This is a genomic window from Flavobacterium sp. GW821-FHT12A05 (genome assembly GCF_058807735.1).
Genome location: NZ_JBXAQY010000009.1, coordinates 67259 through 89926, shown reverse-complemented (window position 1 = coordinate 89926; position 22668 = coordinate 67259). Strand labels below are relative to the sequence as shown.

The 22668-nt window shown below is 30.9% G+C and carries 23 protein-coding genes; all 23 read left to right on the top strand.

Translation table 11 applies throughout. From position 1 onward, the window contains the following. Window positions 1-5: 5 nt before the first annotated feature. Genes AC1RRQ_RS20210 through AC1RRQ_RS20100 form a run of 23 tightly spaced genes read left to right on the top strand, consistent with a single transcriptional unit; the run spans window position 6 to window position 22645 of the window. Window positions 6-1064, top strand: a complete 1059-nt coding sequence (locus AC1RRQ_RS20210) for a Wzz/FepE/Etk N-terminal domain-containing protein (protein WP_493024805.1) — start codon at window positions 6-8, stop codon at window positions 1062-1064. A 26-nt stretch (window positions 1065-1090) separates the two neighbouring features. After that, window positions 1091-2278, top strand: coding sequence for a UDP-N-acetylglucosamine 4,6-dehydratase (locus AC1RRQ_RS20205; RefSeq protein ID WP_493024804.1), 1188 nt, complete (start codon window positions 1091-1093; stop codon window positions 2276-2278). Window positions 2279-2280: 2 nt separating this feature from the next. Continuing rightward, window positions 2281-3432 carry a LegC family aminotransferase gene (locus AC1RRQ_RS20200; protein WP_493024803.1) on the top strand — a complete coding sequence of 384 codons (1152 nt, stop codon included), beginning with the start codon at window positions 2281-2283 and terminating at the stop codon, window positions 3430-3432. After that, on the top strand, window positions 3429-4070 hold the full coding sequence (locus AC1RRQ_RS20195; protein WP_493024802.1) for a metallophosphoesterase family protein: 642 nt from the start codon (window positions 3429-3431) through the stop codon (window positions 4068-4070). Before AC1RRQ_RS20200 ends, AC1RRQ_RS20195 begins: the two co-directional genes overlap by 4 nt. Next, the gene (locus tag AC1RRQ_RS20190) at window positions 4067-5053 is read left to right on the top strand and encodes an ATP-grasp domain-containing protein (RefSeq protein ID WP_493024801.1); all 987 of its coding nucleotides are present in this window, start codon (window positions 4067-4069) and stop codon (window positions 5051-5053) included. Before AC1RRQ_RS20195 ends, AC1RRQ_RS20190 begins: the two co-directional genes overlap by 4 nt. A gap of 31 nt (window positions 5054-5084) precedes the next feature. After that, window positions 5085-5627 (top strand): acyltransferase, encoded by a 543-nt coding sequence (locus AC1RRQ_RS20185; RefSeq protein WP_493024800.1) that lies wholly within the window; start codon window positions 5085-5087, stop codon window positions 5625-5627. After that, window positions 5614-6648 carry an N-acetylneuraminate synthase gene (neuB, locus tag AC1RRQ_RS20180; protein WP_493024799.1) on the top strand — a complete coding sequence of 345 codons (1035 nt, stop codon included), beginning with the start codon at window positions 5614-5616 and terminating at the stop codon, window positions 6646-6648. Before AC1RRQ_RS20185 ends, neuB begins: the two co-directional genes overlap by 14 nt. After that, complete coding sequence (neuC, locus tag AC1RRQ_RS20175) at window positions 6639-7772, top strand: UDP-N-acetylglucosamine 2-epimerase (RefSeq protein WP_493024798.1); 1134 nt, start codon at window positions 6639-6641, stop codon at window positions 7770-7772. The genes neuB and neuC overlap by 10 nt, the downstream gene beginning before the upstream one ends. 21 nt (window positions 7773-7793) lie before the next feature. Next, window positions 7794-8840: a nucleotidyltransferase family protein gene (locus AC1RRQ_RS20170; protein ID WP_493024797.1), complete on the top strand. Its 1047-nt coding sequence runs from the start codon at window positions 7794-7796 to the stop codon at window positions 8838-8840. Window position 8841: 1 nt separating this feature from the next. After that, window positions 8842-9564: an acylneuraminate cytidylyltransferase family protein gene (locus AC1RRQ_RS20165; RefSeq protein ID WP_493024796.1), complete on the top strand. Its 723-nt coding sequence runs from the start codon at window positions 8842-8844 to the stop codon at window positions 9562-9564. After that, the gene (locus tag AC1RRQ_RS20160) at window positions 9561-10484 is read left to right on the top strand and encodes a Gfo/Idh/MocA family protein (RefSeq protein WP_493024795.1); all 924 of its coding nucleotides are present in this window, start codon (window positions 9561-9563) and stop codon (window positions 10482-10484) included. Before AC1RRQ_RS20165 ends, AC1RRQ_RS20160 begins: the two co-directional genes overlap by 4 nt. Further along, complete coding sequence (locus tag AC1RRQ_RS20155) at window positions 10477-11214, top strand: SDR family oxidoreductase (RefSeq protein ID WP_493024794.1); 738 nt, start codon at window positions 10477-10479, stop codon at window positions 11212-11214. The genes AC1RRQ_RS20160 and AC1RRQ_RS20155 overlap by 8 nt, the downstream gene beginning before the upstream one ends. Beyond that, on the top strand, window positions 11211-12182 hold the full coding sequence (locus tag AC1RRQ_RS20150) for a Gfo/Idh/MocA family oxidoreductase (RefSeq protein WP_493024793.1): 972 nt from the start codon (window positions 11211-11213) through the stop codon (window positions 12180-12182). Before AC1RRQ_RS20155 ends, AC1RRQ_RS20150 begins: the two co-directional genes overlap by 4 nt. Further along, entirely contained in the window at window positions 12182-13129 is a 948-nt protein-coding gene (locus tag AC1RRQ_RS20145) for a Gfo/Idh/MocA family oxidoreductase (protein WP_493024792.1), read from the top strand. The genes AC1RRQ_RS20150 and AC1RRQ_RS20145 overlap by 1 nt, the downstream gene beginning before the upstream one ends. A gap of 51 nt (window positions 13130-13180) precedes the next feature. Then, window positions 13181-14212, top strand: a complete 1032-nt coding sequence (locus AC1RRQ_RS20140) for an FAD-binding oxidoreductase (RefSeq protein ID WP_493024791.1) — start codon at window positions 13181-13183, stop codon at window positions 14210-14212. A 21-nt stretch (window positions 14213-14233) separates the two neighbouring features. Continuing rightward, a complete protein-coding gene (gene rfbF, locus AC1RRQ_RS20135; RefSeq protein WP_493024790.1) occupies window positions 14234-15010 on the top strand; it encodes a glucose-1-phosphate cytidylyltransferase in 777 nt (258 codons plus the stop codon). Then, window positions 15004-16089, top strand: coding sequence for a CDP-glucose 4,6-dehydratase (gene rfbG, locus AC1RRQ_RS20130; RefSeq protein WP_493024789.1), 1086 nt, complete (start codon window positions 15004-15006; stop codon window positions 16087-16089). The genes rfbF and rfbG overlap by 7 nt, the downstream gene beginning before the upstream one ends. A 10-nt stretch (window positions 16090-16099) precedes the next feature. Then, a complete protein-coding gene (locus AC1RRQ_RS20125; RefSeq protein ID WP_493024788.1) occupies window positions 16100-16636 on the top strand; it encodes a dTDP-4-dehydrorhamnose 3,5-epimerase family protein in 537 nt (178 codons plus the stop codon). Further along, complete coding sequence (locus AC1RRQ_RS20120) at window positions 16636-17511, top strand: NAD-dependent epimerase/dehydratase family protein (RefSeq protein ID WP_493024787.1); 876 nt, start codon at window positions 16636-16638, stop codon at window positions 17509-17511. The genes AC1RRQ_RS20125 and AC1RRQ_RS20120 overlap by 1 nt, the downstream gene beginning before the upstream one ends. Further along, window positions 17508-18863 carry a protoporphyrinogen/coproporphyrinogen oxidase gene (locus AC1RRQ_RS20115; protein WP_493024786.1) on the top strand — a complete coding sequence of 452 codons (1356 nt, stop codon included), beginning with the start codon at window positions 17508-17510 and terminating at the stop codon, window positions 18861-18863. Before AC1RRQ_RS20120 ends, AC1RRQ_RS20115 begins: the two co-directional genes overlap by 4 nt. Before the next feature lie 42 nt (window positions 18864-18905). Further along, the gene (rfbH, locus tag AC1RRQ_RS20110) at window positions 18906-20210 is read left to right on the top strand and encodes a lipopolysaccharide biosynthesis protein RfbH (RefSeq protein WP_493024785.1); all 1305 of its coding nucleotides are present in this window, start codon (window positions 18906-18908) and stop codon (window positions 20208-20210) included. Window positions 20211-20243: 33 nt separating this feature from the next. Continuing rightward, a complete protein-coding gene (locus AC1RRQ_RS20105) occupies window positions 20244-21197 on the top strand; it encodes a TIGR00180 family glycosyltransferase (protein WP_493024784.1) in 954 nt (317 codons plus the stop codon). A gap of 14 nt (window positions 21198-21211) precedes the next feature. Further along, entirely contained in the window at window positions 21212-22645 is a 1434-nt protein-coding gene (locus AC1RRQ_RS20100; RefSeq protein WP_493024783.1) for a lipopolysaccharide biosynthesis protein, read from the top strand. Window positions 22646-22668 lie beyond the last annotated feature (23 nt).

Genomic DNA, 22668 nt, shown 5'->3' with positions numbered 1-22668 from the left:
TTTTGATGAAAGATAAAGCTATTGATAACGATGAAATCTCGTTAAAAGAATTAGTGCAAAAAGCAATAGAATGGTATTACTATTTGCTTTCTCAATGGAAAATTATAGTATTAGTTGGGATAGTTGGAGCTATTTTAGGTTTAACATATTCATTTGTTAAAAAACCTATTTATACCGCTACATTGACGTTTGCTTTAGAAGATGAAAAAGGTGGTGGAGGTATTGGCGGAGCATTAGGCTTAGCTAGTTCATTTGGGTTAGATTTAGGAGGAAATGGCGGTGGAATATTCACTGGCTCAAATTTGACTGAATTGTTTAAATCGAGATCAATGGTGGAGAAAACATTATTATCTCCAGTAAGTGTAAATGGAAAAGTGATTTCTTTGGCAGAAATGTATATTCAGAACAATAACTGGCGTAATAATCCAAAATTTCCTTCTGTCAAATTTCTGCCAAATGATAATAGAAAAACATTTACCAGAGAACAAGATAGTATAATGGGGATGATGTATCAGAATTTATATCAAGGTGCGTTATCTGTTGCCCAGAAAGACAAAAAGATTTCAATAATAAATATTGATGTTCATTCTACAAATGAATTGTTCGCAAAATATTTTTGTGAAGCTTTAGCTAAGCAAGTCTCAGATTTCTATATAGATACTAAAAGTAAAAAAGCTAGAATGAATATGGCTGTTTTAGAACATCAGGTGGACTCAATTAGAGGAGAACTTAACGGTGCAATTACGGGAGTTGCTATTGCTAATGATAACACATTTAATTTAAATCCAGCTTTAAACGTTCGAAGAACACCATCCGCTAGAAGACAAGTAGATGTACAAGCAAACACTGCCATATTAACAGAGTTAGTAAAACAATCAGAACTGGCAAAAGTTACTTTGAGAAAAGAAACTCCATTGATTCAAGTTATTGATAAACCTATTTTACCACTTTTTAAAGAACGTTTTGGTAAAGCAAAAGGACTAATTTTAGGTGGTTTTTTAGGTGGCTTTTTAATTGTTTTTTTTTTAATAGCTAGACGATTGTTCAAATCTATGATGCAATAAAATCAATATTATAATTAATTAAATAAATGAACATTCTAAAACTAATAGGAAGAGAAGAAGAGATATTTGAAAAAGATATTTCAACTTACGAAAATGAATTGTGTTCTATTGTCAATAGTTCTTCTTTTTTGGTGATAGGTGGTGCGGGATCAATAGGCCAGGCAGTAACTAAAGAAATTTTTAAGCGTAATCCAGCAAAATTGCATATTGTTGATATTAGTGAAAACAATATGGTAGAATTGGTCCGTGATTTAAGAAGTTCGTATGGATATATTGATGGAGATTTTCAGACTTTTGCTTTGGATATTGGGTCAATAGAATATGATGCTTTCATAAAATCCGACGGAAAATATGATTTTGTATTAAATCTATCTGCATTAAAACATGTAAGAAGTGAAAAAGATCCTTTTACGTTAATGAGAATGATAGATGTAAATGTTTTTAATACTGATAAAACATTACAACAATCAATCGAGAATGGTGTTAAAAAATATTTTTGTGTTTCAACAGATAAGGCTGCAAATCCAGTGAACATGATGGGGGCATCCAAGAGAATTATGGAGATGTATTTGATGCGGAGAAGCCAGCAGATTAAAATTTCAACTGCTCGTTTTGCTAATGTTGCTTTTTCAGATGGATCACTATTGCACGGATTTAATCAACGGATTCAAAAAAGGCAGCCAATTGTTGCTCCAAATGATGTTAAGCGATATTTTGTGACACCAAAAGAGTCTGGTGAGCTTTGTTTAATGTCGTGTATTTTTGGAGAAAATAGAGATGTATTTTTTCCCAAGTTAAACGAAAGTCTGCATTTAATTTCTTTTGCTGATATTGCTGTTAAGTTCTTAGAGGAAATAGGTTATGAACCTTTTTTGTGTAAAACAGAAGCTGAAGCAAGGAATAATGTTGACGATTTAATCAAGCAAAAAAAATGGCCTTGTTTATTTACTGAAAGTGATACTACAGGGGAAAAAGATTTTGAAGAGTTTTTTACAGCTAATGAGATTTTAGATATGGAGCATTTTGAAAATTTAGGAGTTATCAAAAACGAGGCTAATTTTGACAATTCTAAATTGGATATTTTTACAGCTCGAATCAATAAAATGAAAGCTGATAAAAAATGGGAGAAAGAGGAAATTGTTGAGATGTTTCATGCGATGATTCCTAACTTTGGACATAAAGAGACAGGCAAATATTTAGATTCAAAAATGTAATTATGAGTGCTATAAATTCAGCCATATCTTTTATAAAAGAACAATATAAAACTGAAAGTTTAATACCTCTTCACGTACCATATTTTGGTGGTAATGAAAAAAAATATTTATTAGAAACAATAGATTCTACTTTTGTATCTTCTGTTGGAGCGTATGTCGACCAATTTGAAGTACAAATGCAAAATATAACTCAAACGCAAAAAGCTGTTGCAGTTGTAAATGGCACTTCTGCAATTCAAGTAGCTTTACGCTTGATTGGTGTGGAAGCGGGAGATGAAGTTTTAACCCAAGCTTTAACTTTTGTAGCTACAGCAAATGCTGTCTCATATCAAAATGCAATTCCAGTATTCTTAGATGTTGATTTAGATACAATGGGATTATCTCCTAAAGCTGTTGCTGTTTTTTTGGAAGAATTCGGAGACTTACGTGAGGATGGATGTTATAATAAAAAAACTAAAAGGAAGATAAGTGCTTGTTTGCCAATGCATACTTTTGGATTTCCTGTTCATCTAGACGAATTAATTGCTGTTTGTAGTGCATGGAAAATACCTGTGTTAGAAGATGCAGCTGAATCCTTAGGAAGTCAATATAAAGGAAAACCAACGGGTAGTTTTGGTAAGTTAGGAGCTTTTTCATTTAATGGGAATAAAATTGTTACATGTGGAGGTGGTGGAGCAATTGTTACAAATGATTTGAATTTAGGAGAAAAAGGGAAGTATCTTACAACAACCGCAAAAATCCCACATCCTTATGAATATGTTCATGATGAGATAGGGTATAACTTCAGAATGCCTAATTTGAATGCTGCTTTAGCTTGTGCACAATTAGAACAACTAGATGTTTTTTTAGATGAAAAAAGAAGTTTGGCTCTTGAATATAAAACTTTTTTCTTAACCAATGGAATCAACTTTAGAACTGAAACTCCTAATACAAAAAGTAATTATTGGTTAATGTGTGTGGAATTATCGGATAAAAATGAACGTGATTTGTTCTTAAAAGAAACAAATAGTAGAAATGTGATGACGAGGCCTATATGGCAATTAATGTTTCGTTTACCAATGTATTCCCATTGTCAAAAAGATGAACAAAGGAATGCTGTTTTTTTAGAGGAAAGAATAGTTAATATACCAAGTAGTATTAGATCGATTAAATGAGAATATTGATAATAAGTGATGTTCATGGAAATTTACCATCCTTAGAATATGTACTTAAACAAGAGAAAACAGTAGATTTAATCGTATCATTAGGTGACGTAGTTAATTATGGGCCTTGGAGTAACGAATGTGTGGATTTATTAGATACAGTAGAGAAAAAAATTCTAATAATTGGAAACCATGAGGAAGCTTTCATTTCAGGGATTTATCCTGGAGAAAACCTAATTGCTAAAACTTTTTTTGAACAATGTTATCCTTTATTTAAAAGAAAAGAAAAAATAAGTACTTACATTGAAAATTTTTCTTTTGGTGATTCTCAATTCACACATACCTTAAATAAAAGTTATATATTCCCAGATACTGATATAGAAATAAACAGTAATTTTTTTATAGGACATTCCCATCGGATGTTCAGTAAAATGATTGAAAATTATCGTTTGGTTAACGTTGGAAGTGTTGGCCAAAACAGAGTAAACATTGACGAGATAAATTATGTTGTTTGGGATACTGAAAAGGATTTAGTAGATTTAATTAGAAAAACATTCTCTGCTGATAAATTAATTAAAGAAATGCAAGTCAAAAACTATCCTCAGATTTGTATTGAATACATATTATCAAAAAGAAACTTTTCATTATGAAAAATAAAATAAACATTGCAGTTACCGGAATTGGAAGCTTAATCGGACAAGCTGTCATTAAGTCAATACAGCGATCGGATTTAAATGATAAAATAAATATTATTGGATTTGATTATTTTAAAGATACTGTTGGGAGTTTTTGGATAAATGAGGAATATATTTTGCCTGATATATTAAAACCTGAGGTAACACATCAAGAATGGCTAGATATTATTATTAAAGTAATTATTGATAGAGATATCAAAATTCTATTTGTAGGTGTTGATTTTGAATTACCGATTTTTGCAAAGTATAAAGAAGATATTGAGAAACAAACAGGAGCTGTTATTATGGTTAGTTCAGCAGAAGTTGTTGAAATAGCTGACGATAAATACTTAACATATGAATTCTTAAAGAAGAATGGTCTTCTACATCCTGAATCTTATTTGCCTGAGGAGGTAGATTATGATAATTTAAACTATCCAGTAATAATTAAACCTAGGAAGGGAGCAAGAAGCGTTGGTGTCCATAAGATTAAAGATAAAAATCAGTTATTAAAAATAATAGATGAAGTAACTAGTCCAGTTATTCAAGAATGTGTTGGAAACGATGTTGATGAATTTACATGCGGGACTATTTATTTAAATAATGAATTAAAGAAAATTATTGTTTTACGACGAAGCCTAAAAGAGGGAAATACATTTATATCCCACTATATGAATGATTTTCCCGATATAATAACTACATATTTAAAAGAGGTTACTGAGTGTCTTAAACCTTTTGGAGCATGTAATTTTCAATTAAGATTAGATAAAAATGGATTGCCTAAGATATTTGAGATTAATTCTCGTCATTCAGGTACTACATATATACGTTCTTTATTTGGATACAAAGAAATCGAATATATTATTAACTTACTTTTATTTAATAAAGAAATCGAATTTGATTTGAGTGAGGGAACAGCAGTAAGATATTATGATGAGTTTTTTATACCAAAAAAATAAAATTACTAATCAATATTAATAAATTATTCAAATGTTTAAGCATCTTAAATTTATCCTATTTTATCCTAAGATTGGTCCTGACATGTATTTAACACATTGGTTGTTGTTTTTTAAAACTTCCAGATTATGGTTTCAAAAACGTAAAATCGGACAAATAGGTAAAAATTCTGAAATTAGGCCCTATTGTACAATTATAGGGACAAAAAATGTGGTAATTGGGAAAAATGTTATTATACCGAACGGAACAACCTTAGGCAGTTTGCCAGGTGATAAAAATTCAATTATTTATATTGATGATGATGTATTATTAGGGCCAAATGTTGCAATTTATAGTAGTACTCATAATTTTCAGGATATAAGTAAACCAATAAAAGAGCAAGGATATAACGTGGCCATTACAAGGCTAAAAAGTGGTTGTTGGATAGGTATAAATTCAGTTATTTTACCTGGCGTTACCATAGGAAAAAACAGTGTAGTTGCAGCTAATTCAGTTGTGAATAAGGATGTTCCTGATTTTACAGTTGTTGGAGGATGTCCTGCTAAAATAATAAAAAAAATAGATGGTAGTAAATAAAGAAAAGGTTTTTATAATTGCTGAAGCAGGTGTTAATCATAACGGAAGTATGAAACTTGCTAAAGAGTTAATTGATGTTGCTGTAGCTGCTAAAGTAGATGCAGTTAAATTTCAAACTTTTATTGCGGAAAATGTAATTTCTAAACATGCTGAAAAAGCTGATTATCAGAAAACAACAACAGGACAGAATGAGAGCCAATTAGAGATGGTTAAGAAATTACAATTAAGTTTTGATCAATTTGACGAATTAAAACTTTATTGCGAAGAGAAAGATATTATGTTTCTTTCTACACCATTTGATATGCAAAGTATTGATTTTCTTAAAACCATGCAAATGGGATTGTGGAAAGTTCCTTCAGGTGAAATAACAAACGTTCCCTATCTTCAAAAAATTGGTTCATTTAATGAAGAAATTATTTTTTCAACAGGGATGTCAACTTTGGGGGATATAGAAAATGCTTTGGCAATTTTAATTGATGCCGGTACACAAAAAGAAAATATCACTGTGCTTCATTGCAATACCGAATATCCTACGCCAATGCATGATGTGAATCTTAAAGCTATGTTGACAATAAAACATGCATTTGGAGTAAATGTCGGTTATTCAGATCATACATTAGGAATAGAAGTTTCTGTTGCGGCAGTAGCAATGGGAGCAAGAGTTATAGAAAAACATTTTACAACAAGTAATTTGTTAGAAGGTCCAGATCATAAAGCTTCATTAGAACCAGATGAATTGAAAAGTTTAGTAAGTTCTATTCGTAATATTGAGAAAGCAATAGGAACGGGAATAAAATTACCTACTCAGTCAGAAAAAAAGAATATCAACATCGCAAGAAAGAGTATTCATTTAGGAAAAGATATTAAAAAAGGTAAAGTGTTAGAGTTCGATGATTTAGTAGTTAAGAGACCAGGTAATGGGATAGATCCAAAATTTATTAGTGAAATTGTTGGGTGTATTGCAAAAGAAGATTTGAGAGAAGATACTCTTTTGCATTTTAATAATATAGAATGGAAATAGCGGTATTAACTAGTTCTAGAGCTGATTTTGGATTTTATAAACCTCTTTTGAATATTCTTGCAGATAAAAAAGAAGTTCACGCTAACTTAATAGTCTTTGGAACTCATCTTTCCCAAGCACATGGTTATACAATAACTGATATAATAGATTCAGGATACAGCGTATTTAAAGAAATAGATGTAATACCGAAAGGAGATACTCCGGAAGATATTGCTAAAACAATAGGTAATGCTCACATAAAGTTTGCAGATTTTTGGGCTATGAACCATTTTGATTTGATTCTTTGCTTAGGTGATAGGTATGAAATGTTTGCAGCTATATCTGCTTCGATCCCTTTCAATATACCTATTGCTCATATTAGTGGAGGTGAAGAAACATTAGGAGCGATTGATAATGTATATAGACATTCCTTATCATTAATGGCTAAATTTCACTTTACTAATACTCAGAATAATGCAGAAAGAGTAAAACAAATTACAGGTTCAACAACAAATATCTACCATACAGGATCGTTAGCAATTGATAATGTCAATGATACAAAGCTTTATAATTCAATTGAATTTAAAGAAATTTTTAACTTTGATTTAGATCAACCTTTTATCCTGTTTACTTTTCATCCTGAAACAGTAGAGTATGAAAAGAATAAAGAATATGCTCAAATTATTGAAAATCTACTAATAGATATAGAATATAGTGTTTTAGTAACAATGCCTAATGCAGATACAATGGGAGGTGTTATTAGAGAGGCCTTACATAAAGCTGCAGATAAGAATAAGAATATTTGTCTTATTGAATCATTGGGGTCGAAAGGTTATTACACTGCTTTAAAAAATAGTATTTTAGTTCTTGGAAATTCATCGAGTGGTATCGTTGAGGCTGCCTCTTTTTCAAAATATGTTATAAATCTTGGCAATAGACAGTTAGGAAGAGAAACTGGAGATAATGTAATAAATAGTAAAATAGATAAAGATGAAATTTCTAAAGCAATTAAAAGAGTTCAAAAATTACCGAAGTTAGATAATAAAAATATATATGGGGACGGTAATGCAAGTATAAAAATTTATGAGGTGTTAAAAAGGATTAGTAATGATCTTCAAAAAAATAACATAAAAATTATTTCATAAAATTTAAAAAAAATAATCATTATGAGGATTTATAAAGATCATTTAATTCTTTCTGGGAGTAGAGTTAGAGAAGCATTGATTTTGTTAGATGTGTTGTCTCAAGATGCTATTCTTTTTGTAGTTGATACTGAGGATAAATTAATTGGTGCACTTACTGATGGTGATGTGAGACGTGGATTAATAAAAGGTTTTACTGTTGACAGTGTTATCGATGAAATTATACAAGGTAATCCGCGATACATTACTAAAGGAGAGAATAATCTGGAAAAAATTATTGAATATCGCGATAGTTTTTTTAGAATTGTTCCAGTACTTGATGAAAATCATAAGGTTGTTAATGTTATTAATTTCCGGAAAATCAGATCTTATTTACCTATTGATGCCATTATTATGGCGGGTGGGCGTGGACAAAGATTACGACCTTTAACAGATGTAGTTCCTAAACCACTGTTAAAAGTTGGTAATAAAGCAATAATGGAGCACAACTTGGACAGATTAGCATTATATGGAATTGATGATTTTTGGGTCTCTGTAAAATATTTAGGAGAACAGATTGAAAGTCATTTTGGGGATGGAAATGAAAAAAATGTTAAGATTAAGTATGTTTGGGAAAACGAACCATTAGGAACAATAGGTGCCGTATCTCAAATTGATAATTTTAAGCATGACTATATTCTTGTTACTAATTCGGATTTATTAACAAATATTGATTATGAACAGTTTTTTCTTGAGTTTTTAAGGCAAGATGCTGATTTGGCAGTGTTGACCATTCCGTATCAAGTAAATATTCCATACGCCGTTTTGGAAACCAATGATGGAAAAGTGAAAAGTTTTAAAGAAAAACCAACTTATACCTATTATTCAAATGGCGGAATTTATCTAATAAAGAAGGAAATGTTAAGTTTTATTCCTAAAGATACTTTTTTTAATGCGACAGATTTAATGGAAAAATTAATTCAAAATAATTTAAAGGTAATTTCTTTTCCATTTTCGGGTTATTGGTTAGATGTTGGAAAACATGAAGATTTTGAGAAGGCTCATGTCGATATTCAAAATATAAAATTTTAAAATGAAAGTATTAGTAACTATATGCGCTAGAGGTGGTTCTAAAGGGATACCTGGAAAAAACATCAAGGTTATCAATGGTAAACCACTTATTGCCTATACTATTGAGTTGACAAATAAAATAAAGTCAAAATTTAAAGCCAAAGTTGCTTTATCTACAGATGATCTACAAATAAAGACGGTGGTAGAGTCTTATGATTTGTTTACTAGTTACATAAGACCAGATTACTTAGCTACTGATGCAGCAGGTAAAATTGATACTATTAAAGATTTACTTCTTTATGAAGAATCTTTGATTAATGAGAAATATGATTTTATTCTCGACCTTGATGTAACATCTCCATTAAGGACTTTAGAGGATGTTGAAAAAGCATTAGCGTTGATTATTGCAAAACCAGAGGCAGAAAATTTATTTTCAGTAAATCCTGCTGCCAGAAACCCATATTTTAATATGGTTGAAGAGAACGGGAGCGGTTTTTATTCGTTAGTAAAAACTAATCCTGATGGAACACTTATGACTCGACAATCTGCACCAAAGGTATATGACTTGAATGCTTCATTTTATTGGTATAGGAGATCTTTCTTTGACTCTGGTGCAAAAAGTGCAATCACTGATAAATCTTTAATTTATGAGATGGATCATGTATGTTTTGATTTAGATCATCCCATTGACTTTTTGTTTATGGAATTTTTATTGGAAAACAATAAGCTTGATTTTGAATTATGAATATCTTAATAGTTGGTCTGGGATCTATTGCAAGAAAACATATTGCAGCATTACAATTTCTAAAAATTGATGCTAAAATTTTTGCATTACGTTCTAATTCAAACGCTGAAATTGAAGAAGGAATTGAAAATGTTTATAATTTAAGTGATCTTCTTATTTCAATTGATTTTGCAATCATCTCTAATCCATCAAATTTACATTATCGATTTATTGAAATTTTGGCTAAAAGAAATATTCCGTTATTTATAGAAAAACCAGCTGTGCATTCTCTTGAAAATGTAGAAAGATTAATCGATTTAATTGAGCAAAAACAGTTAGTAACTTATGTAGCCTGCAATTTGAGATTTCATCCTTGTATTACTTTTCTAAAAAAGAAGCTGAGTAGCGAAAGTTTAAGAATAAATGAGCTTAACGTATATTGTGGTTCGTATTTGCCAGACTGGAGACCCGGAAAAGATTTTAGATCAATATACAGTGCCAATGAATCGATGGGTGGGGGTGTACATTTAGATTTATTTCATGAACTAGATTATACTACCTGGCTGTTTGGTTGGCCTAATAAAAGCAAGTCTGTTTTAAAAAATACTTCAACTTTAGAAATTGATGCTGTCGATTACGCTAATTTTTTATTAGAGTATGATTCTTTTACAGCTAATATAATTTTGAATTATTACAGAAGAAAACCTAAACGTGAGATAGAAATTGTTTTTGAAAATGAAACTTGGACTATTGATATAATTAAAGCTGAGATTAAAAATGATGCTGATGAATATTTACTAAAGGCATCAGATTTTAATATTAAAGATACATACGTTTTGCAATTGGATTATTTCATAAACTGTTTAAAACAGAAAGCAACACCGATGAATTCTTTTAAAGACTCTATACAAAATCTAAAAATATGCTTAAACGATGAATAGTCTAAAAGATAAAATAATAATAGTAACAGGTGGCTCAGGGTTACTAGGCAAAGAAATTATAAATCATCTTATTACAAAAGAGGCAATTGCTATTAATGCAGATATCGATGTTGAAACAGATTTTGATAAAAATACTGTGAAAGTTGATATAACCTCGGAAGAATCAATTATAAAAGCCATAAAGGAAGTTGTTGATTTTTATGGAAAAATAAATGGGCTGGTTAATAATGCCTATCCAAGAACTAAGGATTGGGGTAGTAAATTTGAAGACATTAGTTATGATTCATGGAAGACAAATGTAGACATACAAATGAATACTACTTTTTTGTTTATTCAGAAAATAATGCCAGAGTTATTAAAGACTAAAGGAGCTATTGTCAATATGGCTTCAATATATGGTGTAGTTGGAAATGATTTTACCATTTATGAAAATACAAGTATTGGCACAGCAGCACAATACTCAGCTATAAAAGGTGGAGTTATAAATTTTACAAGATATCTTGCATCCTATTTTGGAAGAAAAGGAGTTAGGGTAAATTGCGTATCTCCAGGAGGAATTTTTGATAACCAACACAAGACTTTTGTGACTAATTATGAGAAAAAAGTCCCAATGGGTAGAATGGGTAATCCAGACGATATAGCACCATCAGTATCATTTTTATTATCAGATGATGCAAAATATATTACAGGTCAAAATTTAATTGTAGACGGAGGCTGGACTGCAATATGAAAACAAGTTTAATAATCGGTGCTGGTCAATTAGGCAGTCGACATCTTCAGGGCTTAGTAAAATTAGAAGAACAAATTGAAATCTATGTATTAGATTTGTCAATTGATTCTTTAAAAATCGCTCAAGAAAGAGAGAAAGAAATTAATCATAATCATAAAATAGTTTATACAAAATCTTGGGATATATTACCTGTCTTTTTTGATATTGTAATTATTGCAACAAATGCAAACATTAGAGAATCAATTATTAACCAGTTGCTTTCAAAACATAAAGTGCATTTCTTAATTTTAGAAAAAGTACTTTTTCAAGAATTAGAAGCTTACCAGCGAGTTCACGAATTATTGCTTAAACATGATGTAATCACTTATGTTAATCATCCGCGAAGAATGTTTAAATCATATGCTGATCTTAAGTTAAAGATGGAGACCAACGTACAAAGTATTTATAGTATTGTTGGAGGTAACTGGGGATTAGGTTGTAATGCATTACACCTCTTAGACTTAATTGTTTATTTATCAGGACATAAAATTATAGATATCGATATAAATTCTGTTGATGATGAATTATTGGAAAGTTCTCGAGTTGGATTTGTTGAATTTACAGGAACATTAACTGGACATTTATCAGATAACTCATTTTTTAGTATTAGTTCATTAAAAGGTAATCTAAGTTCTCTATCTATAGCAATCTTTAATAGTGAACAACGTTTTGTTATTCAGGAAGGTGGTACACCGAAAATTTATGAACTTGCACAGAATAATTCATTTAAAATTGAAAATCAAGAATTTAATATTCAATATCAAAGCCAGCTGACAACAAATATTGCGTTAGAGTTGTTTGAAAATAATTTTTGTTTATTGCCAACATTTGATGATGCCAGAAATACGCATGAATTATTTATTAGAGAAATGTTAGTGAAATATAATAAAATTACAGGATTGAATTCCTGTATCCTGCCTGTTACATAATGGAAAAAACAATATTAATAGTAGGAACTGGTCCTATGGCTCTAGATTATGCAAAGATATTATTAGCTCAAAGTATTCCTTTTCAAATAGTTGGAAGAGGAGTAGAATCAGCCTTGAAATTCGAATCTGTAACTGGAATAAAACCATTTGTTGGAGGACTTGAAAAATATCTAGAGAGTAATACTTTACCTCTTAACACTTATGCAGTAATTACTACAGGAACAGAGGCCTTAATGTCTTCACTTCTTTTAGTTTTGAAAGGCGGTGCACACAAAGTCCTCATAGAAAAACCAGCAGCAATTAGTATCGAAGAATTAATTGAAAACGAGGATAAGTTAAAAGCATTTTCAGAAAATATTTTTGTTGCTTATAATAGACGGTTTTATGCATCAGTTGAAGAAGCTCATAAATTAATTGAGGAAGATGGTGGCTTACAAACAATGCATTTTGAGTTTACGGAATGGTCGCACATAATAGAACCGTTAACAAAGGCACCAGGTGTTAAAGAAAATTGGTTTTTTGCAAATTCTACACATGTTGTAGATCTTGCATTTTATCTAGCTGGTAAACCAGTACTGTGGCAGGCTTATTCTAAAGCAGGAACTTTAAAGTGGCATTCTAAAACTAATTTTACTGGGGCAGGAATTACAGAAAATGGCGTTTTATTTAGTTACTTATCCAATTGGGAAAGTGCAGGAAGGTGGGCAGTAGAACTACTGACAGAAAAACGCCGAATTTATTTAAAACCTATGGAAGGTATCAGTATTCAGGAAAAAGGTACAGTTGCAGTTGTAGAACATAAATTTGATAACACTGCAGATTTAGAATTTAAGCCAGGTTTGAAAAAACAATTGGAGGCATATTTAAATGACGACGAAACGAAATTGTTAAAGATAAAAGATCACTTATCTGTTTCCAGAGAAGTGTATTTAAAAATAATTTCATAGCTTTTTTTTAATTTTAAAATCAATTTTTACTAAGTATCAGATTATTAGTAAATGAAAAAATATAGTTTAAAAGTTTATAGTATAAGGAAAGAAACAAGCGATACAATTACGCTTTGTTTCAAACAGCCTGGACTTAAGAAAATAAAATATGAAGCAGGCCAATACCTGACTTTGTCTGCCAGAATTAATGGCAGGAAATATTCAAGACCATATTCTTTTTCTTCAGCGCCTTCTTGTGATTCTCTTTTAGAAATAACCATTAAACGTGTTCCCGGAGGAATTTTCTCAAATTATATTCATGATGTTGTACAAATTGATGATATAATTGAAGTAATGGAGCCTATGGGCGATTTTGTTTATCAACAAGATGAAAACTTTGATACAATTTACTTTTGGGGAACGGGTAGTGGAATTACACCATTAATTTCTATCATGAAGGAAATTTTAGCTTCGGATTCAAAATTAAAAGTGAATCTTATCTATGGAAACAAAAACTTTGAATCGACAATATTTTCTGAATTAATTGAAGAAATGATTGATAAACATCCAGACAATTTACAGGTTTGGTATCTGCATTCTCAACACTGTGAAGATCAAAATCATCATTTAGTAAAGAGTGGACGTATTAGTAAAGACTTTATTTACGAGATATTCAAAAATATTGATTTACAAACAACGAAGCATTACATTTGTGGCCCTAATGATTTAAAGAGCACAATTAAAGAAACTTTGAATGTTTTGAAATGTCCTGAAGATAATATTTTTTCAGAAGATTTCGAATTGGTTAAAAATCCAACAGATTTTGAAGATATAGAAACTCATAATGTGGATATTAATTTTCAGGGCACCACTACCATTGTTGAAGTTGAAAAAGGTAAAAGCATTTTAGAAGCTGCTCTTGATCTTGGAATGGAATTACCATATTCATGTCAGACGGGAAGTTGTAACACTTGCAAGGGCAAATTAAAAATCGGAGAATTGAGAATGATTGGACTTTCAAAAGAAAGACATGATTTGGATAAAGATGATTATTTATTATGTTGCAGCTATCCTTTAACAGATAATGTTTCAGTTGAAATTTAAAGATAAATAATAATATAAAACATGAAAGTAGTAATTTTTGCAGGTGGTTTTGGTACTCGCCTTATGGAAGAAACAGAAGCAAGGCCAAAACCAATGGTTGAAATTGGAGGAAAACCTATTTTATGGCATATTTTAAAAATGTTTGAGCAGCATGGTTATAATGAATTTATAATTTGTCTGGGCTATAAGGCTACTTATATCAAAGAATATTTCTATAATTACTATTTGCATAATTCTGATGTAACGATTGAATTGGCCAACAATAATATTAATGTCCATTATTCAGAAACAGAATCTTTCAAAGTTACTTTGATAGATACGGGTTTGTATACAAATACAGCAGGAAGGTTAAAGCGTATTCAAAAATATGTTAAAGATGAAACTTTTATGCTTACTTATGGAGATGGAGTAGCGGATGTTAATTTATCTGAATTACTTAAATTTCATAAAACACATGGTAGATTGGCAACCTTAACAAGTGTACAAGTTCCGGGACGTTTTGGTAATTTAGAAATTGGCAGTAACGGTGAAGTTGATAGTTTTATTGAAAAGCCAGCTGGTGATGGAATGTGGATAAATGGTGGTTTTTTCGTTTTGGAACCTGGAATCTTTAAATATCTTGAAGGAGATGTAGAAGATACACAATGGGAAAAAGAACCATTGGGTTCTATCGCAAAAGATCAGCAGCTAGCGGCCTATAAACATACAGGTTTTTGGAAATGCATGGATGCACTAAGAGATAGAATTGAATTAGAAGCTATGTGGAGTTCTGGTAACGCAAAATGGAAGACATGGTAGCATCATTATTTGATCAGCTGAAAAAAACCTACGAAGGAAAAAAAGTTTTTTTAACTGGCCATACGGGATTTAAAGGTTCATGGATGTTAAGAACTCTAGCTCTTCTGGGAGCTGAAGTAAAAGGATATGCTCTGGCTCCGCAAACCAAAGACGATTTATTTTATTTAATTAACGGAGAAACAATCTGTAATTCTGTTATAGCAGATTTGAGAACCAAAGAGCGATTGAAAGAAGAGTTAGTCTCTTTTCAGCCTGATTTTGTCTTTCATTTGGCAGCACAGCCTTTAGTACGCTTATCTTATGAAATTCCTGCAGAGACTTTTGAAGTAAATGTAATTGGTACTGCTAATGTTTTGGATGCAGTTAATCTACTTGAAAAACCTTGCAGTGTTGTTTTAATTACTACCGATAAGGTATATCATAACTATGAATGGATTTACCCTTATAGGGAAAATGACAGATTGGGAGGTTATGATCCTTACAGTGCCAGTAAAGCCTGTGCTGAATTAGTAATTGATTCTTATCGAAATTCATTTTTTAATATAAAAAATTATAATAAGCATAAAAAAGCTCTTGCAGTAGCCAGAGCAGGTAATGTAATTGGTGGAGGTGACTGGTCTAAAAACCGATTAATTCCAGATATCGCAAAGGCATTTGCTGTAAGAAAACCGGTAACAATTAGAAATCCTCAATCTGTTAGGCCATGGCAGCATGTTTTGGAGCCGGTGATAGGATATTTGATATTGGGAGGAAAATTATATTCAGATCCTGTAAAATATAGTGCGGCGTATAATTTCGGACCGCAATTATCAGATGCTTTACCAGTTGAAGAAATGTTGCAATTGGCAATAGATAATTGGGGTAAAGGTGAATATGTAGTAGAACAGACAGAAGATCAACTTCATGAAGCGGGATTATTAAAACTTGATATCAGTAAAGCCGTTGTAGAACTAAAATGGAACCCTAAAATGAATGCTAAACAGGCCGTCAGTATTACTATGGATTGGTATAGAGAATTTTTTAAAGGAAATAACATTAGCCTGTTTACAGATTTACAGATAAAATCTTTTTTACAATAAATATAATTTTATGAATATTGAATCTACTGTTTTTAATGATTTGTTTATAATGAACTACAATTCGTTTAAAGATGAAAGAGGTGAATTTGTTAAGACAATCCATAAAGATACTTTTATAGAGAACAATTTAGAATGGAATTTTGCTGAAAGTTTTTATTCGGTCTCACATAAGAATGTTTTTAGAGGAATGCATTTTCAATATAGTCCAAATGATCATGAAAAATTGGTTTACGTTGTTAAAGGATCAATTTTGGATGTAGTTCTTGATTTAAGATCTACTTCAGGCACATATGGTAAATATTTTATAATTGAGCTTTCTGATGCAAATAGAAAAGGATTATATATCGGCAGAGGGTTTGCACATGGCTTCCTGTCTTTAGAAAATAATACAATTGTTGAATATCATACAACAACGATACAAAATAAAGAAAATGAAGGAGGCGTAAAATGGAATTCTTTTGGATTTAATTTGCCTGTTCTGGATCCTATAATTTCTTCACGTGATATCTCTTTTGAAGATTTTGATGTCAATAAAAAGTATTTCTAATGAATATAATTATAACCGGAGCTACCGGATATGTCGGAAAAAAATTAATTTCTGCATTTTTAAGACAGACAAATTATAAATTATTTGCTATTACCCGAAATACTTCAAATTTACCAAAAGAAGTAGTTGTTATAAAAGATGATTCGAATTTAGAGAAAAATATTGTTTCGGTAAAGCCAGATTTAGTAATTCATTTAGCATCATACCTTACTTCAAGAGCAGAAATTGAAGACATAGAGAAACTAATATGTTCAAATATTACTTTTGGAACAAGATTATTGAACGCGTTAAAGAGTGTACAATTAAAGTGTTTTATAAATGTTGGCAGTTTCTCAGAATTTCATTTTAATGACGGAGTAATCAATCCCACCTACTTATATTCTGCGACTAAATCAGCATTTAGACCTATACTTAAATATTATTCTGAGATTAGTAAATTTAAGGTGGTAAATGTAACGCCTTTTTCTATTTATGGCGGAATTGATAGTCAAAAAAAAATAATGGATATTTTATTTGATGCAGTAGATGCTAAAGAGCCAGTAAAAATGTCTGATGGTTTTCAGTTTTTAGACTTTATTCATATTGATGATGTTGTTGACTTTTTTGTTCATCTGAGCAATAATTTTGCACTTCTTGATGAAGAAGAATTATATTTAGGTACCGGAAAAGCTTATAATTTAAGAGAAATTGCTGCTAAGATTGAGCAGATTACAGAAAGAAAAATTAATGCAGATTGGGGAGCCTATCCTCCCAGAGCGAGAGATACCAATCATGCATGTGCTCCTATTGGTAGATTAAAAGAAAAATTGAATTGGCAGCCTAAAATTACTATTGAAGCTGGTTTAGTATTAAAATATAAAGGCAAAGAGGTATGATATTAATTTTAGGTGCTGGCTTAGCTGGTATAAGTTGTTCTTACCACTTGAAACATGATTGTCTGGTGGTTGAAAAGAACAGTTATGCAGGAGGCCATATTTATTCACACAAGATAAATGACTTTACATGGGATGAGGGCCCACATGTTTCTTTTACAAAACATCAATATGTAAAAGACTTATTCAGTTTAAGTGTAGAAGGAGAATTTTTAGAATATCCGGTTTTTCCAACTAATTATTATAAAGGGCATTGGATAGCACATCCGGCTCAGTCTAATTTATATGCAGTTCCAGAACCTACAAGATCAAAATGTCTCACTGACTTTTTGAAAACTAGAAAAAACATAGATAATCATGTTCAGCCAGCTAATTATGATGAGTGGATTAAATTAGCTTTTGGTGATGAATTTTCGAATGAATTTGTGAAAAAATACACAAAAAAATATTGGACATTAAATCCTGAACAATTGTCTACAGATTGGGTTGGGGATCGAGTCTTTTTTCCAGATGTGGAAACAGTTAAAAAAGGTTTTGAGGGTCCGCTTGATGAATCTACACATTACATAACAAGTGTTCGATATCCAAAAACAGGAGGATATTATAGTTATTCGAACCTTTTGAGAAAGAACATGAATGTTCAATTAAACAAATGCGTTAATAAAATAGATTTAAATTATAAAACCGTTTATTTTACTGATGGCACCGAACAAAAGTATTCTAAACTTATTAATACACTCCCTTTACCTGAATTTGTAAAATTTCTTGATACCCCTGACGAGATACAAGATGCTGCCAAAGATTTAGCATGTTCAGAACTTCTGCTGTTAAATTTTGTGGTTAATCATCCGGCAGTAATTAATTCTCATTGGTTGTATGTCTATGATGATGATAAATATGCGACTCGAATAAATTTTACGGAATTATTATCTCCTGATAATGGAATTCAAGGGAAATGTGGAGTTCAGGTAGAAGTTTATTTTTCAAGATATAAAGAACAAGAAGAAACAATTGAACAAATTTGTAAAAAAGTTGCAGAGGAGCTTGTAGAGATGGGGCTTGTTGAAAATGAAAGTTGTATAGAAGAGGCTAATACAAACTATATTAAATATGCTAATGTTATTTTTGACCATAAAAGACAAAAATCATTAAATACAATTCTCGATTATTTAACAGATTTTGGATTATTACGAGAAAATGATGATTTAACTCCTGCTACAGATTGGAGTAAAAAAGATGTAGTAAAAAACAAATTTGGCGATATTATTTTGGCAGGTAGATTTGGACAATGGAAATACTATTGGACAGATGATTGTATACTTAGAGGAAAATATATTGCAGAAAACATAAATTAAAATTTATAAAATAAAAAAAGAATATAATTAATAAGGAAAGAAATGGAATATAAAAATATTGATGATACACTTAAAAGCCAATTATTACCATTTATTGGAAAGAATATAGGTAAAGAAATAAAACCTGGAATTGATTATATTCCTGTGACTGGAAAAATAATAAGTGCTGAAGATATTTTAAATGGAGTTGATGCAGCAATGGATGGATGGTTAACTGCGGGACGTTTTGCCAATCAATTTGAAGATGATTTTGCTAAATATTTTGGAGCACATAGATCTTTATTAGTTAATTCAGGATCTTCGGCAAATTTAGTTGCTTTTTATGCCTTAACATCCCCAAAATTAGGAGCTCGTGCAATTAAACCAGGAGATGAAGTGATTACAGTTGCCGCAGGCTTTCCTACCACAATTAATCCTATCATCCAGTTTGGAGCTATTCCTGTATTTATAGATGTTGATATTGCAACACATAATGTAAAGGGAGACATGATAGAGGCAGCTGTAAGCCCCAAAACAAAAGCGATAATGATTGCTCATTCTTTAGGTAATCCATTTGATTTAGATGAGGTTATGCGTGTAGCAAAAAAATATAATTTATGGGTAGTAGAAGATGATTGTGATTCACTTGGAGCTACATATAATGGTAAAAAAACAGGAACTTTTGGAGATATTGCTACTTTTTCATTTTATCCTGCACATCATATTACAATGGGCGAAGGTGGAGCAGTGTTGATAAATAATCCTGTATTGTCAAAATTGGCAGAAAGTTTTAGAGACTGGGGCAGAGACTGCTATTGTGAACCAGGTAAAGATAATACTTGTGGATGTCGTTTTGATCAGCAGTTAGGAACTTTGCCTTTTGGATACGATCATAAATATACTTACTCTCATATTGGTTTTAATTTGAAAGTGACAGATATGCAAGCCGCTTTCGGAGTATCACAAATAAAAATGATTGATCAATTTGTTGAGCGTAGAAGAGAAAATTATGCGGCATTATACGAAAGAATGAAAGAATTTGAAGAAGTATTTATACTTCCTGAACCAACTCCAAATTCTGACCCTTCGTGGTTTGGTTTTTTACTTACTCTTAGAGAAGGTGATGCAGCTGATAGACATATGTTAGTTCAACATCTCGAAGAGAAAAAGATTGGAACGCGTCTCTTATTTGGAGGTAACTTATTACGCCAACCGGCTTATGCAAATATTGAACACCGTGTAGTTGGGGATTTGACTAATACAGATATTATAATGAACCAATCTTTTTGGCTAGGAGTTTGGCCAGGTCTTAACGAGAGTCATTATGATTATATGGCTCAGGTTATTAGAGAATATTTAAACTCGTAATGGAGAGTTAATAAATATATTCAAGTTAAAATAATGAATAATTTTACATTAATAATTCCAACACATAATCGGCATCATTATTTAAAACGCTCTATTGAGTATTTTAAAGATTTGAATGCAAATGTGATTTATTGCGATTCTTCTTCTAAAAAATATGAAGGAGGACTATATGATAATGTGAGTTATTTGCACCTCCCGGGTCAAAATTTTGCTGCAAAGGTACTGTTTGCTCTTTCTCGAATAGAAACGAATTTTATTGCACTTTGTGCAGATGATGATTTTATAGTAATTGAATCATTATATAAAGGCTTTTCTTTTCTTAACGATAATAAAAATTATAAAACGTTAGTTGGAAAATATATATCTTTTAAAGATGTTTTTGACGGTCACTACTATCCCATTTATCAACAACTGCCAGATGATATTGACCTAAGTTTTGAAAGGAATGCAGAAGTGTTTTTTCAAAATTATTATCAGGTTTTATGGGCTATGTATGATAAAGAAGTTTTGATAAAGGCATTTCAAATTATAAATGAGGCTAAATTTTATAACGACAACTTTATTGAATTAGTGATTGGTACATGTGCATGTCATGCGGGAGGAATAAAGTTTTTAAAAGAAATCTGGGGAGTTCGTGAAATAACTACTGTGGAGCATTGGGGTAATAGACACGCCTCAATTACGAGTATGCAAGTTGCTCAGGTGAATGAGGATTATAACAAGTTTAAGGAATTAGTAGATAGAAATACACATATTGGATACGCCGATAAGGTTATGAATAGTTATTTGTATGGACAAAAGAAAAATACCAGGCTTGTCATTAGATCTAAGATTGCTAAAGTGATTCCTGAGCCTGTAAAAAAAATAGTTAAAAATATCTTTCTTCAAAAATCAGAACCCAAAATTGTTTTAGACCAAATAAATGATGAAAATCTTCATTCAATAACATTATTGTTAAAAAATATAGATTTTCAATTAAATGATTAAATTTTAAATAGTTAATGAGCAATTTTGCAGGTTTTTTGAAACATGGAGGAAATTATCTTATTGCAAGTGTTGCAACGAGTGCTTTAGGCTTTATTTCGATACCCATTTATACAAGATTACTTAGTCCTGAGGATTATGGAATTGTTAGTATTTTTATGGGAATAGTGGGGCTCTTAGGAAGTGTTATGTCGTTTAGTGCTGACAGGTCAGTGAGTAGATATTTTTTTGATCAAAAGGATGAGTTAGATTTTAAAAGATTTGTTGGAACTTCTTCTATTTTAGGAACAGTATTTTTTATTCTTAATTCTTTTCTGCTCTTTCTATTTGCAGATGAATTTGGAAATCTGATAGGATTAGATAAAAATGTCGTTTATTTGATAATACCAATTTCTGCTATAAATATCATTGGACTAACATTTGAACAAATATATGGACCTTTAAAAAAAAGTAAGGAAGTTGCTATTTCCTCTGTAGTTAGGGTATTTCTTGGCTTTGGTTTCTCTGTCGCCTTTATACTTTTATTGGGAAAAGATAAATTTTTAGGGCAAATTTTTGGACAAATACTTGCTGGCTTCTGCATAGTTTTTTTTTGGATTCGATTAATAAAACCTTATTTTAAATGGTCATTCGATACCTCTTACATTAAATACATATTTACTTATTCAGTACCATTAATTCCGTATGCGCTCAGTGGTGTAATAATAGAGCAATTTGGAAAACTTGCAATAGGTGGATCACAGGGAATGAGCAAAGCAGGATTCTATAATTTAGCATTAGCTGTAAGCAGCATTGTTAATATAGCTATTGCTGTAACACATCAAGCTTGGAATCCGTATTATTTTGAATACATGAATTCTAAAAATTATAAGCAGCTAGATACTGATTTTGTTAGAATTTTTAAGCTTACAATATTGGTTGCTTTTGGGGTTGCTTGTTTTGGTAAAGAAATAGGTTTATTATTAGCTAAAAAAGAATTTTCTGAAGCACTATACCTTGTTCCGGTTTTTACTATAGGTTATATATTCTCCCAATTGTCTTTCGCTTACATAAGAAATTTTGGGTATACGAAAAAAACACAGTACATGACAATAACTATTCTTGTAAGCGGTATAAGTAATGTGATCCTCAATGTTTTTTTTATAAAATCATTTGGAGAATTAGGTGCCGCAATTTCATTTGTGTTATCGTATGTAATTATGACCGTATTGGCCTGGTTTATTAACGCCTATTTTGTAAAACTCCATACAACCCCCTTTAAGATTTTATTGTTTCCTTTACTTTTAACCATTCCTTTTTATGTTTTATTGTATTTTATAATAGACATTGAATCAATTTTTTTGGCAGTAATTATAAAAATTCTCATTTATTGTTTATTTGTACTACTTATTTTTTGGAATGATAGAAAAGAGATTTCTCTTTTTTCAAAGAAAATTTTAAAACGAAACTAAAATAAAAGTAAGAAGATGCAATT

Coding starts and splice junctions, on each gene's coding strand:
- AC1RRQ_RS20165 (WP_493024796.1), top strand. CDS start 8,842: ATGAAAGTATTAGTAACTATATGCGCTAGAGGTGGTTCTAAAGGGATA.
- AC1RRQ_RS20160 (WP_493024795.1), top strand. CDS start 9,561: ATGAATATCTTAATAGTTGGTCTGGGATCTATTGCAAGAAAACATATT.
- AC1RRQ_RS20100 (WP_493024783.1), top strand. CDS start 21,212: ATGAGCAATTTTGCAGGTTTTTTGAAACATGGAGGAAATTATCTTATT.
- AC1RRQ_RS20155 (WP_493024794.1), top strand. CDS start 10,477: ATGAATAGTCTAAAAGATAAAATAATAATAGTAACAGGTGGCTCAGGG.
- AC1RRQ_RS20185 (WP_493024800.1), top strand. CDS start 5,085: ATGTTTAAGCATCTTAAATTTATCCTATTTTATCCTAAGATTGGTCCT.
- AC1RRQ_RS20115 (WP_493024786.1), top strand. CDS start 17,508: ATGATATTAATTTTAGGTGCTGGCTTAGCTGGTATAAGTTGTTCTTAC.
- AC1RRQ_RS20210 (WP_493024805.1), top strand. CDS start 6: ATGAAAGATAAAGCTATTGATAACGATGAAATCTCGTTAAAAGAATTA.
- rfbH (WP_493024785.1), top strand. CDS start 18,906: ATGGAATATAAAAATATTGATGATACACTTAAAAGCCAATTATTACCA.
- AC1RRQ_RS20120 (WP_493024787.1), top strand. CDS start 16,636: ATGAATATAATTATAACCGGAGCTACCGGATATGTCGGAAAAAAATTA.
- neuC (WP_493024798.1), top strand. CDS start 6,639: ATGGAAATAGCGGTATTAACTAGTTCTAGAGCTGATTTTGGATTTTAT.
- rfbF (WP_493024790.1), top strand. CDS start 14,234: ATGAAAGTAGTAATTTTTGCAGGTGGTTTTGGTACTCGCCTTATGGAA.
- AC1RRQ_RS20150 (WP_493024793.1), top strand. CDS start 11,211: ATGAAAACAAGTTTAATAATCGGTGCTGGTCAATTAGGCAGTCGACAT.
- rfbG (WP_493024789.1), top strand. CDS start 15,004: ATGGTAGCATCATTATTTGATCAGCTGAAAAAAACCTACGAAGGAAAA.
- AC1RRQ_RS20145 (WP_493024792.1), top strand. CDS start 12,182: ATGGAAAAAACAATATTAATAGTAGGAACTGGTCCTATGGCTCTAGAT.
- neuB (WP_493024799.1), top strand. CDS start 5,614: ATGGTAGTAAATAAAGAAAAGGTTTTTATAATTGCTGAAGCAGGTGTT.
- AC1RRQ_RS20140 (WP_493024791.1), top strand. CDS start 13,181: ATGAAAAAATATAGTTTAAAAGTTTATAGTATAAGGAAAGAAACAAGC.
- AC1RRQ_RS20105 (WP_493024784.1), top strand. CDS start 20,244: ATGAATAATTTTACATTAATAATTCCAACACATAATCGGCATCATTAT.
- AC1RRQ_RS20205 (WP_493024804.1), top strand. CDS start 1,091: ATGAACATTCTAAAACTAATAGGAAGAGAAGAAGAGATATTTGAAAAA.
- AC1RRQ_RS20170 (WP_493024797.1), top strand. CDS start 7,794: ATGAGGATTTATAAAGATCATTTAATTCTTTCTGGGAGTAGAGTTAGA.
- AC1RRQ_RS20190 (WP_493024801.1), top strand. CDS start 4,067: ATGAAAAATAAAATAAACATTGCAGTTACCGGAATTGGAAGCTTAATC.
- AC1RRQ_RS20125 (WP_493024788.1), top strand. CDS start 16,100: ATGAATATTGAATCTACTGTTTTTAATGATTTGTTTATAATGAACTAC.
- AC1RRQ_RS20200 (WP_493024803.1), top strand. CDS start 2,281: ATGAGTGCTATAAATTCAGCCATATCTTTTATAAAAGAACAATATAAA.
- AC1RRQ_RS20195 (WP_493024802.1), top strand. CDS start 3,429: ATGAGAATATTGATAATAAGTGATGTTCATGGAAATTTACCATCCTTA.